This is a genomic window from Reichenbachiella sp., from assembly GCF_965233835.1.
GTDB lineage: Bacteria > Bacteroidota > Bacteroidia > Cytophagales > Cyclobacteriaceae > Reichenbachiella.
Window position 1 is genome coordinate 1,963,065 of sequence record NZ_OZ247585.1, and the last position, 13,953, is coordinate 1,977,017.

Here is a 13,953-nt window from a genome sequence, read left to right on the forward strand (position 1 = left end):
CAAGATGAAATATATAAATATAAAGTCACTAATTGTTGCCGTCTTAGTGTTGGCAGGATGTGAAGAGAACTTTTTGGAAAAGCCACCATTAGATCTGTATTCGGATGCAAACGTTTGGTCTGATCCGGTATTGGCAGAACAGTATGTAAATGAAATATACGCTGGCCTTAAATCAGGCTGGACATGGTCTCCAGGATTTGGGCTGATCGGGAGATATCATTTGGCTGGAGCTACAGACGATGCCGAGGTAGGTTATCAGTGGGCGAGCTCACATGAATTGAATCGTGGTGATGTGACCACTGCCAATGCACCCTTTAACGAGCATTGGGCAGATGGATATCGCTCCATCAGACAGACCAATGAGTTTTTTGAGAAGATAGTCGATTTCGAATCAGACGATCCTGATCAGGAAGCACACGTCGACCGTTTGAAGGGTGAAGTTCATTTTCTAAGAGCTTTGACTTATTTCAAGTTGATGAGATTGTACGGAGGCGTACCAATCATTACTGAAGCGCAAGGGTTGGATGATGACCTGAACGTATCCAGGTCAACATACGAGGCTTGCACGGATTATGTGATTGCAGAATTGCAAGAGGCTTACGATCTACTTCCTACTTCCTACGATGACGCTAATAATGGTAGAGCAACCAGATATGCAGCGAAGGCTTTGGAAGCAAGAGTATTGCTATATGATGAAAGATGGTCAGGCGCGGCTACTGCTGCCAAAGATGTTATTGACAATGGCGGGTACTCTCTCTTTCCAAGTTACGAAGGTTTGTTTTGGGAAGAGAATGAGAACAATCAGGAAGTGATATTTGATATCCAATATGCTGTGGCCGCTGATCGTGGAGTTTATATCAATAGATTGAACAATGTTGATTCCTACGATAACGGGTGGGGAGGAACTACTCCTTCACAAAACTTGGTAGATGCTTACGAAATGACCAATGGTTTGCCAATTACCGATGTGGCTTCTGGTTATGACCCTGATAATCCTTATGATAATAGAGATCCTAGATTGGATATGACGGTTAATCACAATGGCTCCATGTGGCGAGGAAGAGAATTTGAAATCAGATACGATGGGATTGATGCCATAGGCTCTCACCCTACTGACGCTACTAAAACAGGCTATGCACTTAGAAAGTGGATGGATGAGGATCATGCTGATATCAAAAACACTGATGCGGGCATCAACTGGATTGAGATTCGTCTGGCGGATGTTTTGCTGATGTATGCAGAAGCACAAAACGAGGCCGCAGGGCCAGATGCCAGTGTTCATGATGCTGTCAATCAGGTTCGTGGTCGAGCAGACGTAAACATGCCGAATATTCCAGCAGGTCTTTCTCAGTCGGAAATGAGGGATAGAATTAGGCAAGAACGTAGAGTAGAGCTGACTTATGAAGATCATCGTTATTTTGATGTGCGACGCTGGGGTATTGCCGATCAAGTATTGAATCAGACGATCCAAGGCATCTGGATTGGACCTAATGGAGAAACTACAGGTTCGATCACGGAGGATGATGTGACACAGGAGTTTGGTATATTCGATTATGAAGAGCGAGTATATAAGTCGCAGCACAGATGGCAGCCTATTCCGCTATCTGAAATCGAAAAGAATGAAAATCTGGAGCAAAACCCAGGTTATAATTAAAATAATGAATGCCCTTGTGACTCAATTGGGTTAATTGATTCACCTGTTTGAGGCTGTGTCAAAAGTCTTGACATCGTCATCACGAGTGCAACGAAGTGATCTTAGAGTCCATTTCCGGATATGATGTTAAGATTGCCTCACGTTGTTCGCAATGACGGTTAACTTTTGAGACAGCCTCTTTTACAAGAGATTTGAAATGATAACTGAATATATGAAGAGTAGACTAATTATTGGAATTTTGATCTTTACAGGACTATTTCAATCAGCTGAAGCGCAACAAACAAAGAAAGACAAATCCCCATATGACTATGTGAACCCATTTATAGGTACGGGTGGTGATGGACATACTTACCCTGGTGCTACGGTACCTTTTGGTATGGTACAGCCCAGTCCGGATACAGGCATCAAAGACCTGACCGTCGATAGAGGGGCAGCCTATCATTGGTGTGCAGGTTATCGCTACGAAGACACGTCTATTGCTGGTTTTAGTCACACACATTTCAGTGGTACTGGGCATGCCGACTTGGGTGATATACTTGTTATGCCAACTGTTGGCTCAGTGAATTTCAATAGGGGAACAGTGGAAAATCCTGATGAAGGTTATCGTTCAAGGTTCGACCATGAAAATGAATCTGCGGCACCAGGCTACTACCAAGTAAAACTCCAGGACTATGGAGTAAATGTAGAATTAACGGCTACCAATCGTGTAGCTCTACATAGATATACTTTTCCTGAGAGCAAAGATGCTCACGTGCTTCTTGATTTGACTACGAGCATGCACGACTACCCAGGCAAGGTGATATGGTCTCAACTCAGGGTAGAAAATGAAACTACCGTGACTGGCTTTCGCCAAACCAGAGGCTGGGGAGCAACCAGATATGTCTATTTCGCTATTGAGTTTTCTAAGCCTATCAAAAACTATGGTTTATTAGACGAGGATCAAGAGGTGAAATATACTGGTTTCGGCTATCGCGGACAGCGTGTGGAGAACTATCCAGAGAAATTTGGAAAGTTACTCAAGGCAAATTTTGATTTTGAAACCAAAGACAACGAAGAAATTTTAATGAAGGTGGCTATATCTGGTGTAAGCACAGAAGGAGCCATGAAAAACTTAAAAGCTGAAATCCCGCATTGGGATTTTGAAAAAGTAAGAAATGAAGCCAAAAAGGCCTGGGAAAAAGAACTTGATCAAATCGTAATTGAAGGAAACGATCGAGATAAAGAAATTTTCTACACCTCTACCTATCGCACCATGTTGGCACCTGTTACTTACATGGATGTTGACAATAAGTATCGAGGAATTGATCAAAACATTTATACCGCAGACGGTTTTACTAACTACACCATATTCTCATTGTGGGATACGTATCGAGCCTTGCACCCACTGTTTACTATTACGCAGCCAGAAAGAACGGTCGACATGATTCAGTCCATGCTGGTTCATCAAGAGCAAAGTGTGCATGGATTGTTGCCGGTTTGGTCTTTTCACGCCAATGAAACCTGGTGTATGATTGGCTATCATGCGGTGCCTGTGATTGCGGATGCTTATGCAAAAGGCATAAGAGGTTTTGATGAGGGAAAAGCGCTCAATGCCATGACTGCCAGTGCCACCAATCCGCAATATGGCGGTCTCAATTTTTACATGGACAAAGGTTATATTCCATTCGATAAGCACAGAGGGTCCTCCGTTTCGAAAACACTGGAATATGCTTATGATGATTGGACCATATCAAAAATGGGTGAGCTACTTGGTGAAAATGAAACGGTTCAAACCTTTAGAAAAAGGGCACAATACTATCAAAATATCTTCGATACCTCAATTGGCTTCACCAGAGGTAAAAAAAATGATGGGACCTGGAGAGAAGATTTTGACCCGATCACACCGAGTACGCTAGGTGGAGGTGATTTCACAGAAGGAAACTCATGGCAATACTCTTGGTATGTACCACACGATATGAATGGTGTGATCAACCTCTTGGATGGGGAAGACAATTTTACGGCCAAGTTAGATTCTGTATTTGAAGTGCAGTTAGACAAGTCGAAGTTCGATCATGTTGAAGATATGGTAGGTTTGATAGGACAATATGCTCATGGCAACGAGCCTAGCCATCATATTGCCTATTTGTACAACTATGGGGGTAAGCCCTGGAAAACGCAGGAAAGAATTCATCAGATAATGAATAACCTGGTAGATAATACACCGGATGGCTTGGCTGGCAATGATGATTGTGGTCAAATGTCTGCTTGGTATGTTTTTAGTTCTCTTGGTTTTTACCCTGTTTGTCCGGGGTCCAATGAATATGTTTTTGGGAGTCCATCAGTGCAGGCAGCAGTGATTAATTTACCTAATGACCTTTCGTTTGAGATAAAGGCGAAAAAACTATCCAAGAAGAATATATATATTCAAGGAATAAAGCTAAATGGTAAACCATACAATAAATCTTATCTGCGTCATGAAGACCTGATGAAAGGAGGAACATTGGAGTACCAAATGGGCAGCAAACCCAATAAGTCTTGGGCTGCGGCAGTAGAAAGTAGACCCTTTTCTATGTCAACGCTCGATAACTAATCCTCAGATTCATCATAAAATTCCAATAACATGGCCATAGGTACGATCAAAACACCTCCTACACCTGCAGCTTCAGAAGGCGCACAAAAAGACTACACGCCAGCGTTGGTCACGCTGACTACTTTATTCTTTATGTGGGGATTCATGACTGTAATGAATGATATACTCATTCCTCACCTACGAAATATTTTCGAGCTGGACTTCTTCAGATCTATGCTTATCCAAACTGCTTTTTTTGGAGCCTACTTCGTGGGGTCTGTGGTTTATTTCATCATATCCTTCAAAAGCGGAGATCCGATCAATAAGATTGGATACAAGAATGGAATCATTTTGGGTTTGTTGATATCAGCGATTGGCAGTGCCATGTTTTATCCAGCTACTTATATCAATGCTTATGGGTTCTATTTGTTCGCATTGTTCGTGCTAGGGTTAGGATTTACGGTGTTGCAGATCGCAGCCAATCCTTATGTGGCTATTTTGGGTAGTCCACAAACAGCCTCAAGTCGCTTGAATTTGGCTCAGGGTTTTAACTCACTTGGAACTACTTTGGGGCCGATCATAGGAGGAGTCTTAATATTTAAGTTTTTCGCAGGGCCAGATGCGGTAAAAGTGCCATACTTGATGATGGCAGCTATGCTTGTCCTTTTGGCGGTGGTGATCAAATTCGCAAAGCTTCCTGAGTTTACCAATGAAGAAACCATAGAGCGTGGACGAGGAGCACTGAAGTTTCCAAACCTGACACTCGGGATGATAGCCATCTTTATGTATGTAGGGGGTGAAGTAAGCATAGGTAGCATCTTGGTGAATTATTTTGGACTGGCTCATATAGCGGGTATGGAAGAACATGTAGCTAGCGGATACCTTAGCTTGTATTGGGGAGGTTTGATGATTGGACGGTTTTCTGGAGCTATTTATTTGAGTGAAATCAATCAGCAGACTAAGAAAATAGGATTAATGACTTTAGCTGCCTTATCTGCCTTTGGCGTTATATACCTCGCCAATTACCTCAAAGGTGGTATGCCGCTAGTTGAGATATTGCCTTTACTGCTCTTTGTTGCGATAGCTTTTGTTCTGTTTATTGTTGGCAGATCCATAGCCTCACGAACGCTTTATTTGTTTGCCTTATTGTCGATAGGACTCCTTCTCATTACTATTTTTGGTTCAGGACCATTGGCGTTTTGGTCAGTGATTGGTATTGGCCTGTTCAACTCTATCATGTGGTCCAATATATTCACGCTGGCCATTGATGGTCTGGGTAAATACACAAGCCAGGGATCTTCACTACTTGTGATGATGATATTGGGAGGAGCTATTGTGCCTCCTGTTCAGGGAATTTTGGCCGATTATCTAGGGATTCAATTGTCCTTTATTGTTCCGGTTTTCTGCTATCTATATATTTTTTACTACGGCTTTTCGGGCTACAAATCAACCTCAAAATGAATCGTTCCTTAGTCACTTTTGGTGTAAATTTAAATTCAAGATTGCATTCCATTATGTTATTGCAAAAGTTGAAAATTTCATATTTTATTCTGCCCATTTTGTTGTTGCAGGCCTGCGATTCTAAAAAGGAATCAACTGAAGAGGTGACCCAATCCGCCTCCACGTGGGAGGAATTTCATTATCCAGAAGTTGAATTCGTATTGGACGATCCACAAGGGAGGGCAAAGAACTTCAAAGAGTTTGTTCCGGACTTGGAAGAACTTATAAAAGAGGAGGCACTGGCTGTCTCAAAAATTTTATACGAAAAGCCCAATGAGGTTCCCCGTGTCGATTCTGTTATTTATACCGTTTGTGAGTTTGAAGGGCTCTCAGGCAAGGGTGGGGTTAGGCCCATCATTCACTTTGTTTTTGGTAGTCAGTACTTTGCTACTATGCTGGATTCTTTAGACAAAGAGGCTATTCGGGAAGAAATCATCGGGGTAATGGTACACGAAGTGGCACATGCTTATCAAAAAGACTGTAAGTACGAAGGAGATGGCTGGAGTGTAATAGAAGGAATTGCTGACGCAGTGCGTTATTTAGAAGGATACGTTGACTTATCGCATCAGAAAGTAGGGGGTTCTTACCAAGATGGATATAAGACTACAGGGTTCTTTATGGTCTGGATCATGCAGAACAAAGACAAAGACTTTCTAAAAAAATTAAACAAATCTTTGGAGGAAAACTATGATTGGAAATGGGATGAAAATATTCTGAACCTGACTGGTCAGTCTGTGGATAGTCTCTGGGAAGAATACCAAAACTATTTGCAAACCAATGAAGCTGCGGCTCCTCTCTCTTAAATTCCACCGCAAATTTTAATCAAAATCTAAAAACATTTTAAAAATGAAAAGATGTATTTTTTACCTACTTATGGTAGGTCAACCGGGTATGTTATGTCAATGCAAATCATCGAATGAACAACCTGAAATTATAGAAGAAATTGACGTTTGGTCAACTTTTAGTTATCCGCAAGTAGATTTCACCAATGAAGACCTCGAAGGCAAAGGAGCGGAGTATGCGACCTATATTCCCAATCCAGAGCAAATGATTAAGGAAACGGCCCTTCGTGTTTGTCAGCAACTTTATCTTAATCCTGAAGAGGTACCCAACGTGGAAAAGATCGTGTATCGCGTACATGATTATGACGGCATATCAGGAAAGGGGGGCGAACCTCCAGTGATCCATGTGTCTTTTAGCAGTGATTATTTAGATAAGCAGATTAAGGCGGGAGCTTCTAAAGAAACTATTGTAGATGAAGTAGTAGGAGTTTTGGTTCATGAAATGACCCATGCCTACCAGCAATCTTGCAAATACGAAGGAGATGGATGGAGTGTGATAGAGGGAATTGCTGATGCCGTTCGCTATCGAGAAGGTTTTATTGATTCGTCTTTAAGACAGCCTGGCGGATCCTGGACAGACGGCTATAAAATGACTGGTTTTTTTATCGCTTGGATCACGGAATATAAAAAACCTGAGTTTCTATGTGAACTCAATCAAAACGTAGGTCAGGACTTCGATTGGGCCTGGGAGCCAAACATTCAAAAGCTGTTGGGCGTGTCGGTGGAAAGTCTATGGGGTGAGTATCAAAGCCATTTGAAAACACTCGAAAGCCAGAATTAAAGCAAATCGAACTTATCTTAAATTTTCAATTTGACAATAAAACACCAGTATTATTAAATAATATACCAGAGAAATTCACTATTACTTAGTACGTTTGCAATGCGCTAGCGCCCATAATGCAACTAACCCAAAATTGTATTTCTAGTAGGAGTATAAAAAATAAGCATACTATGGTAATTGGTGTAGTGAAATGTACAGAGGAGAATCTGGTGGCTTTGGTGCCACAGGTTGCTACCAAACTGATAAAAGACGAATATCAAATCGTTGTAGAATCAGGAGCTGGCAAACTCTCTGGATATAATGATGAACTGTACGAGTCTACAGGCGCAGTGATTTCTTCTCGCAAGGAAGTCCTTTCCAAAGCAGATATTATTCTTACTGGCACCAGTATTCCTAAATCAGACATTGATCAAATCAAATCCAACGCACTATTAGTTGGTAAATTCAATGGTCGTGTAGAATCAGAGTTAATCACTAATCTAAGGACGTCTAAAGCTCAAGTATTTAGCCTTGATTTATTGCCTAGATCCACCATAGCTCAATCGATGGATGTACTTTCATCATTAGCTTCTCTTTCAGGTTATAAAGCGGTGCTTACCGCAGCCGATGAGTTTGCGGGTTATTTTCCTATGATGACTACGTCAGCGGGTACTATACCACCAGCTCGTGTTTTGGTATTAGGCGCTGGAGTAGCGGGATTGCAAGCCATAGCCACAGCAAGAAGACTAGGAGCTATTGTAGAAGCTTTCGATGTGCGAACAGCGGTAAGAGAAGAAGTACAAAGTTTGGGGGCTAAATTCATCGAAGTGGAGGGTGCTCAGGAAGATAGCGCTGCCGGAGGTTATGCTGTGGAGCAATCCGATGAATACATTGCTAAACAAAAAGAACTCATCCACGAGACTGCAGTGAAGGCGGATGTGGTAATTACTACAGCCAATATCCCTGGAAGAAAAGCACCTGTTTTGATAGAAAACAGGACAGTAAATGCTATGAAGCAGGGCAGTGTCATTGTGGATATGGCCTCAGCGAGTGGCGGCAACTGTGAGTTGTCTAAAGATGATCAAACGATCGATATCGATGGCGTTACCATCATTGGTGATGCGAAACTCTATAATCAGATGGGCAAGCAAGCCAGTTTGTTGTACAGCAACAATATTTACAATTTCTTGAAATACATTCTCAAAGAAGGCAAGGAAAATTTACCCTATGACAGTGAGATTGTTAGCCAGTCATTGTTGAAGACAGAAGAGAAATCTGCCGTTACCGCCTAATTATTACCATTAAATTCAGAAAACATGTTAGAGATATTAGATTATCTGAAGGATCATGTGCTTATGATCAACCTATTAATTATCACTATTTATCTGGGCTTTGAAGTCATCTCCAAGGTGCCTACCGTCTTGCATACTCCATTGATGTCCGGGTCGAATGCAATCAGTGGTATCGTTATTATTGGGGCTATTATTTTGGTTCGACAGGCAGAAGCGACTGACTATATAACCTTAGGGTTGGGAGCTTTAGGAATAGTGTTGGGTACTATCAATGTGGTAGGCGGTCATGCCGTGACCAACCGTATGTTGGAAATGTTTAAGAAGAAATAAGATGCAGTACATAGAACTATTATATATCGTCTCAACTGTATTGTTGATCATAGGCTTAAGAAAATTGAGCAGTCCATCTACAGCGAGAAACGGAAATGTGATTGCTGCATTGGGTATGGGCTCGGCTATTCTTGTGGCCATATTCAGTCCAATGACAAATGATCAGGGTAACCTGTTGTATATTTTTGGAGCTATAGCTGTAGGTTCCGCCATCGGCTTGGTGTATTCCAAGAAAGTAGAAATGACCGGTATTCCAGAATTGGTTTCAGTGTTTAATGGCTTTGGTGGTGCGTGTGCAGTTAGTATTTCGATTCTTGAGGCTAATAAGTTTGATGTCTCTTCTTCTTATGGATTGATGGCTACCACTTACATGGCATTATTTATTGGTGGTGTAGCGTTTACCGGTAGTTTGATTGCTTATGGAAAACTAGCTGGTAAAGTCAAGGATTGGAGAAGTGCAATCTCTTCCTATTTCAACCTGATCTGGTTGGTGCTATGCTTAGGTCTTATTGTATTTCAAGTGGCTAACCCTGCTGCTTATGAATACTTGCCTTTAATTATTCTTGCCGTTTCACTTATTTACGGTTTGACTTTTGTCTGGCCAATCGGTGGAGCTGATATGCCAGTTGTTATTTCTTTGCTCAATGCTCTGACTGGTATAGCTGCGGCTCTAGCAGGTTTGGTCTATGGTAATATGGTCATGTTACTAGGTGGTGTATTGGTTGGCTCCTCCGGGGCCATACTCACCGTCTTAATGTGCCAGGCTATGAACCGATCTTTGATCAATGTGGTAGTCGGTGGCTTTGGTGGTTCTGCAGGGGCTACTGCAACTGATCAAGGCGACATCAAAGAAACAACAGCTAACGACACAGCTATTATGATGCGTTACGCGCAAAACGTAATGGTCATTCCTGGTTATGGTATGGCGGTGGCTCAGGCGCAAAAGGCCTGTAAAGAATTAGATAAGAGTTTAACCTCTAGAGGAGTGAATGTTAATTATGCCATACACCCAGTGGCGGGTCGTATGCCAGGTCACATGAATGTGCTTCTTGCGGAGGCAGATGTGCCGTACAATAAACTTATTGATTTGGATGCTGCCAATAGTATGCTGATCGATACGGATGTATGTTTGGTAGTAGGCGCCAATGACGTGGTGAATCCCTCAGCACTGGATGACCCAGGAAGTCCAATTTATGGCATGCCCGTGTTGGAAATTCTTAATTCTAAAAACGTGGTGGTATTAAAGAGAGGAATGAGTAAAGGGTATTCGGGCATTGAAAACCCATTGTTCTTCAACGATAAAACCAAGATGCTCTTCGGAGATGCTAAGGATACTATCGAAACTTTGAATAATGAAGTGAAAGTGATGGATTAGGTAGTGCAGTTATATGGAATAGGTCAAATCACCAGTGTTTTAATTAGGTATAATAGCCTATTGTTTCTACTCCATTGACAAAGTACATTTGATACAGCAGCATTTAAATGAGATGAATTGAATAGGTCATGAAAAGGTTTCATGATTTTTGGTCTTATTTAATTTTTCACTATGAAAACTAACTTAACCTTAAGCACAATTTTGTGCCTTGTTGTAATCTTATGTCCTTTTCAATCTAATTCTCAGAGTGGCATTTCCTTAGAAAAAATATCAACCTATTACAATGATGTCTTTGATGAGAGTGCTACTGAAATTGTCGCTCATGATCCAGCTACTCAGAGATTATTTGTTACCAATGGTTATACTGGCGCCATAGATATTTTGGATATTTCTTCACCCGAGGCAATCGTCCTACATGCTTCTATTAGTCTCACGGCCTATGGAAAAAGCGCCAATAGCGTAGCAGTTCATAATGGAATTGTTGCCGCGGCTGTAGAAAATGTAGATAAACAGGCTAATGGTAAGGTTGTATTCTTTAATACCAATGGCCAATTTCTGAACGAAGTCGAGGCGGGCGCTTTACCGGACAATATAGTGTTTTCCCCCAATGGTAGATATGTACTTACAGCCAATGAAGGAGAACCAAATGATGACTTTACCATAGACCCAGAAGGTAGCGTTACAATTGTCAATTTACGGAGAGGGGTGCAAAACATAACTCAAAGCGATGTGATTCAAGTAGGTTTTACTAGTTTCAATCATGCGTTTTTGGATCCAAGCATCAGAGTATCTGCTAATCCCGGGTCATCTACTGTTGCACAAGACTTGGAACCGGAGTATATCACAGTATCGAAAAATTCACGATATGCATGGGTGGCGCTTCAAGAAAACAATGCTTTGGCAATCATTGATATTCGAAGGGGAGAAGTAAAGAAACTTGTAGGGTTAGGTTTTAAAGATCATTCACAATATGGCAATGGGCTAGACGCCAGTAATGAAACTTCAGATATTGATATAGCCACATGGCCAATTAAAGGGATGTATATGCCAGATGCCATAGCAAACTATAGAAAGTGGGGGAGAGAGTATATTGTTTTGGCTAACGAAGGAGATAGTAGAGATTATGCAGGATATAGCGAAGAAGTAAGAGTTAAGGATTTAGTACTTGATCCGGCGGTGTTTCCAAATGCAGCTGAGCTTCAGGAAAATACTGCCATTGGTCGTATGAAGACTACTATTGCTACAGGCGATGCAGATGGTGATGGGTTATTTGAAGAGATCTACACTTATGGGGCACGATCATTTTCAATAAGAAGAGCGAATGGTAGACTGATTTATGATAGCGGGGATGAATTTGAGCAAATTACTGCACTTGAGCTTCCTGATAATTTCAACTCATCAAACGATGAAAATGGGTCTTTCAAAGATAGGAGTGATGATAAAGGGCCTGAGCCGGAGGCTATTGAGATAGCGAGGTTCAAGGGGAGGACTTATGCTTTTATTGGTTTAGAAAGAATTGGAGGTATTATGATTTATGATATTTCTAATCCCTTTTACCCTCAGTTTGTGGATTACTCGAATAACAGAAATTTTGATGTTCCAGCTGATACCAGAGCAGCTGAAGACCTTGGCCCAGAAGATGTGCTTTTTGTAAAGAAACGCCACAGTCCTATAAACTCTCCTATTTTGATATCTGCAAATGAGGTGAGCGGCACGATTACGATCTTCAAAGTCAACTCTACACAGTCGAATCAGAGCAATTCTTCTGGAAGAACGGTTGACGTAAATGAAGAAGTAATTGCAGAAGAATTGGAGCAACTGAAAGATGAGCTACTTGTGTTTCCAAATCCAGTGGAGAATGGTATGTTATATCTAAATAAAGCTAGTGATGCTAGTATCTTTAATGTCCATGGACGAAAAGTATTGACCAGTCTTGCGAGCAAAGAGATTGACGTTTCTACATTAAAAAAAGGCCTTTACATTCTTAAAACAAGTGAGCAGGCCAGCGCCAGATTTATTATAAAATAATTCCAATTAATTCTTAACCTAAATTAGATGAAGTCAAAAATATTACTATTGACGGTCATGTTGCTTTCATTTGGTTTGAAAACCATGTCCCAACAGTTAAGCGAAAGAGTCAGAATAAATGGCTACTCCAGTTTTGAATATGAAAACATGATATCTGATGAAGGCGAAGGTGACCCAAATGGGTCATTTGATGCCGATCTGATTGACTTGGTGATCAATATTGATCTTTCAAATAAACTAAGGTTTTCTACTGATTTAACTTGGGAGCATGGTTCAGCAACAGAGGACGGACGAGGAAATGTCGCAGTAGAATATGCATTTCCCGAATATACAGTTAAGGACTGGTTAAAATTTAGAGTAGGAAAGATGTTTGTTCCATTTGGAATATACAACGAAATTCATACAGCAAAACCAGCTTTTCTGGCAGTCAAAGAACCTTTGAGTACAAATAAACCAAATAAGTTTGGTGCCGATGAGCGGTTCTACCCGAGGTGGGCTACTGGAATATCAGTACTTGGAAATTTCATGATTAATTCCATCGAATTTGAATATCATGTGCAACTGAGTAACGGTTCTCAGGAAAACACCAATCCATTCGAAGAAGACGACAATAAAGAAAAGGCAATAGCCTCTAGACTTCTAGTTAGCCCTATCAGTAATCTGAAGTTGGGTGTTTCGACATACTCTGACCGAGTGTCAGAATTAGACGGAGCTGGTGATGATACCGGTAATAGAACAAAGGTCTTCAGTGTGAGTACCCATGCAGAGTATACAGTTGGAAATGCAGGCTTGGAATTGGAATTTGTATCTGGTAAAGTTGCTCCATCAGCTGGAGGTGATTTGAAAAAGAATGCTATTGAGGCAATGGTGTATTATACGTTTATCGAAAGATTAACACCCTATGTTCGCTATGAGTACCTGGATCCGAATAAGGACGTAGATGAAGACCAGGCCAATATGTTTAGTATTGGATTGAATACTCGAATAGATAAAAATTTCTTTCTAAAGACGCAGTATAATTCGATCTCATCGGGAGTTCAAAATTCCGAGTTTACTGGAGTGGATTACAGTGAGTTTCAAGCTGCAATCGTTCTAGGGTTTTAATATGAAAATGATGAAAGAGATGAAAAAGAAAATATCTAAATATGGGTTAGTACTCATTGGATTATTAATATTAATCGCATTGAGCAATTATGAAACTAAAGCACAATCGGAATTTGTGATAGTTGCAAATGCGGATGTTCCGCTTGAGTCTATTGATAAAAACACGTTGAAAAGAGTTTACAATGGATTTACAACACAATGGAAGAATAGTACTAAAATTAAACCGTGCTACATTCAGATCAAGAATGAGGCATTTTGGAAATATATAGGTACTACCAATGCAAATTTTCAAAAGTTTTGGACCAAGAGAGTATTCTCTGGAAACGGAGTTTCACCTGTTGAACACAAAAGCAGTGCTGATTTGATCAAGTATGTGAATGAAATTCCAGGGGCAATTGGGGTCTTAAGCGCTGAAGACCAAAAGTTAATAGGGCCTAATAGCAAAATCCTATCACTGGCAAATTAGAGGATAAAGTGGCTGTGTTAATCACAGCCATTTTCAGATTTACTTCCTTAACCT

The 13,953-nt window shown here is 40.9% G+C and carries 11 protein-coding genes; all 11 read left to right on the forward strand.

The window, feature by feature from the left end:
* Window positions 1–4: 4 nt before the first annotated feature.
* The 11 genes from ACO6S2_RS08495 (at window position 5) to ACO6S2_RS08545 (ending at window position 13,899) form a co-directional block, all read left to right on the forward strand.
* The gene (locus ACO6S2_RS08495; protein ID WP_422362065.1) at window positions 5–1,654 is read left to right on the forward strand and encodes a RagB/SusD family nutrient uptake outer membrane protein; all 1,650 of its coding nucleotides are present in this window, start codon (window positions 5–7) and stop codon (window positions 1,652–1,654) included.
* A gap of 211 nt (window positions 1,655–1,865) precedes the next feature.
* Window positions 1,866–4,223, forward strand: a complete 2,358-nt coding sequence (locus tag ACO6S2_RS08500; RefSeq protein WP_422362066.1) for a GH92 family glycosyl hydrolase — start codon at window positions 1,866–1,868, stop codon at window positions 4,221–4,223.
* A 30-nt stretch (window positions 4,224–4,253) separates the two neighbouring features.
* Window positions 4,254–5,663, forward strand: coding sequence for a sugar MFS transporter (locus ACO6S2_RS08505; protein ID WP_422362067.1), 1,410 nt, complete (start codon window positions 4,254–4,256; stop codon window positions 5,661–5,663).
* Between the two features lie 68 nt (window positions 5,664–5,731).
* Entirely contained in the window at window positions 5,732–6,505 is a 774-nt protein-coding gene (locus tag ACO6S2_RS08510; RefSeq protein WP_422362068.1) for a basic secretory protein-like protein, read from the forward strand.
* A gap of 43 nt (window positions 6,506–6,548) precedes the next feature.
* Complete coding sequence (locus tag ACO6S2_RS08515) at window positions 6,549–7,325, forward strand: basic secretory protein-like protein (protein ID WP_422362069.1); 777 nt, start codon at window positions 6,549–6,551, stop codon at window positions 7,323–7,325.
* A gap of 170 nt (window positions 7,326–7,495) precedes the next feature.
* Window positions 7,496–8,596, forward strand: a complete 1,101-nt coding sequence (locus tag ACO6S2_RS08520; protein WP_422362070.1) for an NAD(P) transhydrogenase subunit alpha — start codon at window positions 7,496–7,498, stop codon at window positions 8,594–8,596.
* 24 nt (window positions 8,597–8,620) lie between these two features.
* The gene (locus ACO6S2_RS08525; protein ID WP_422362071.1) at window positions 8,621–8,926 is read left to right on the forward strand and encodes an NAD(P) transhydrogenase subunit alpha; all 306 of its coding nucleotides are present in this window, start codon (window positions 8,621–8,623) and stop codon (window positions 8,924–8,926) included.
* A 1-nt stretch (window position 8,927) separates the two neighbouring features.
* Window positions 8,928–10,301, forward strand: coding sequence for an NAD(P)(+) transhydrogenase (Re/Si-specific) subunit beta (locus tag ACO6S2_RS08530; RefSeq protein ID WP_422362072.1), 1,374 nt, complete (start codon window positions 8,928–8,930; stop codon window positions 10,299–10,301).
* 171 nt (window positions 10,302–10,472) lie between these two features.
* Window positions 10,473–12,329 carry a choice-of-anchor I family protein gene (locus ACO6S2_RS08535; RefSeq protein WP_422362073.1) on the forward strand — a complete coding sequence of 619 codons (1,857 nt, stop codon included), beginning with the start codon at window positions 10,473–10,475 and terminating at the stop codon, window positions 12,327–12,329.
* A gap of 27 nt (window positions 12,330–12,356) precedes the next feature.
* Window positions 12,357–13,433: a hypothetical protein gene (locus ACO6S2_RS08540; protein WP_422362074.1), complete on the forward strand. Its 1,077-nt coding sequence runs from the start codon at window positions 12,357–12,359 to the stop codon at window positions 13,431–13,433.
* A gap of 19 nt (window positions 13,434–13,452) precedes the next feature.
* The gene (locus ACO6S2_RS08545; protein ID WP_422362075.1) at window positions 13,453–13,899 is read left to right on the forward strand and encodes a hypothetical protein; all 447 of its coding nucleotides are present in this window, start codon (window positions 13,453–13,455) and stop codon (window positions 13,897–13,899) included.
* Window positions 13,900–13,953 lie beyond the last annotated feature (54 nt).

Coding starts and splice junctions, on each gene's coding strand:
- ACO6S2_RS08495 (WP_422362065.1), top strand. CDS start 5: ATGAAATATATAAATATAAAGTCACTAATTGTTGCCGTCTTAGTGTTG.
- ACO6S2_RS08500 (WP_422362066.1), top strand. CDS start 1,866: ATGAAGAGTAGACTAATTATTGGAATTTTGATCTTTACAGGACTATTT.
- ACO6S2_RS08505 (WP_422362067.1), top strand. CDS start 4,254: ATGGCCATAGGTACGATCAAAACACCTCCTACACCTGCAGCTTCAGAA.
- ACO6S2_RS08515 (WP_422362069.1), top strand. CDS start 6,549: ATGAAAAGATGTATTTTTTACCTACTTATGGTAGGTCAACCGGGTATG.
- ACO6S2_RS08520 (WP_422362070.1), top strand. CDS start 7,496: ATGGTAATTGGTGTAGTGAAATGTACAGAGGAGAATCTGGTGGCTTTG.
- ACO6S2_RS08525 (WP_422362071.1), top strand. CDS start 8,621: ATGTTAGAGATATTAGATTATCTGAAGGATCATGTGCTTATGATCAAC.
- ACO6S2_RS08530 (WP_422362072.1), top strand. CDS start 8,928: ATGCAGTACATAGAACTATTATATATCGTCTCAACTGTATTGTTGATC.
- ACO6S2_RS08535 (WP_422362073.1), top strand. CDS start 10,473: ATGAAAACTAACTTAACCTTAAGCACAATTTTGTGCCTTGTTGTAATC.
- ACO6S2_RS08540 (WP_422362074.1), top strand. CDS start 12,357: ATGAAGTCAAAAATATTACTATTGACGGTCATGTTGCTTTCATTTGGT.
- ACO6S2_RS08545 (WP_422362075.1), top strand. CDS start 13,453: ATGAAAAAGAAAATATCTAAATATGGGTTAGTACTCATTGGATTATTA.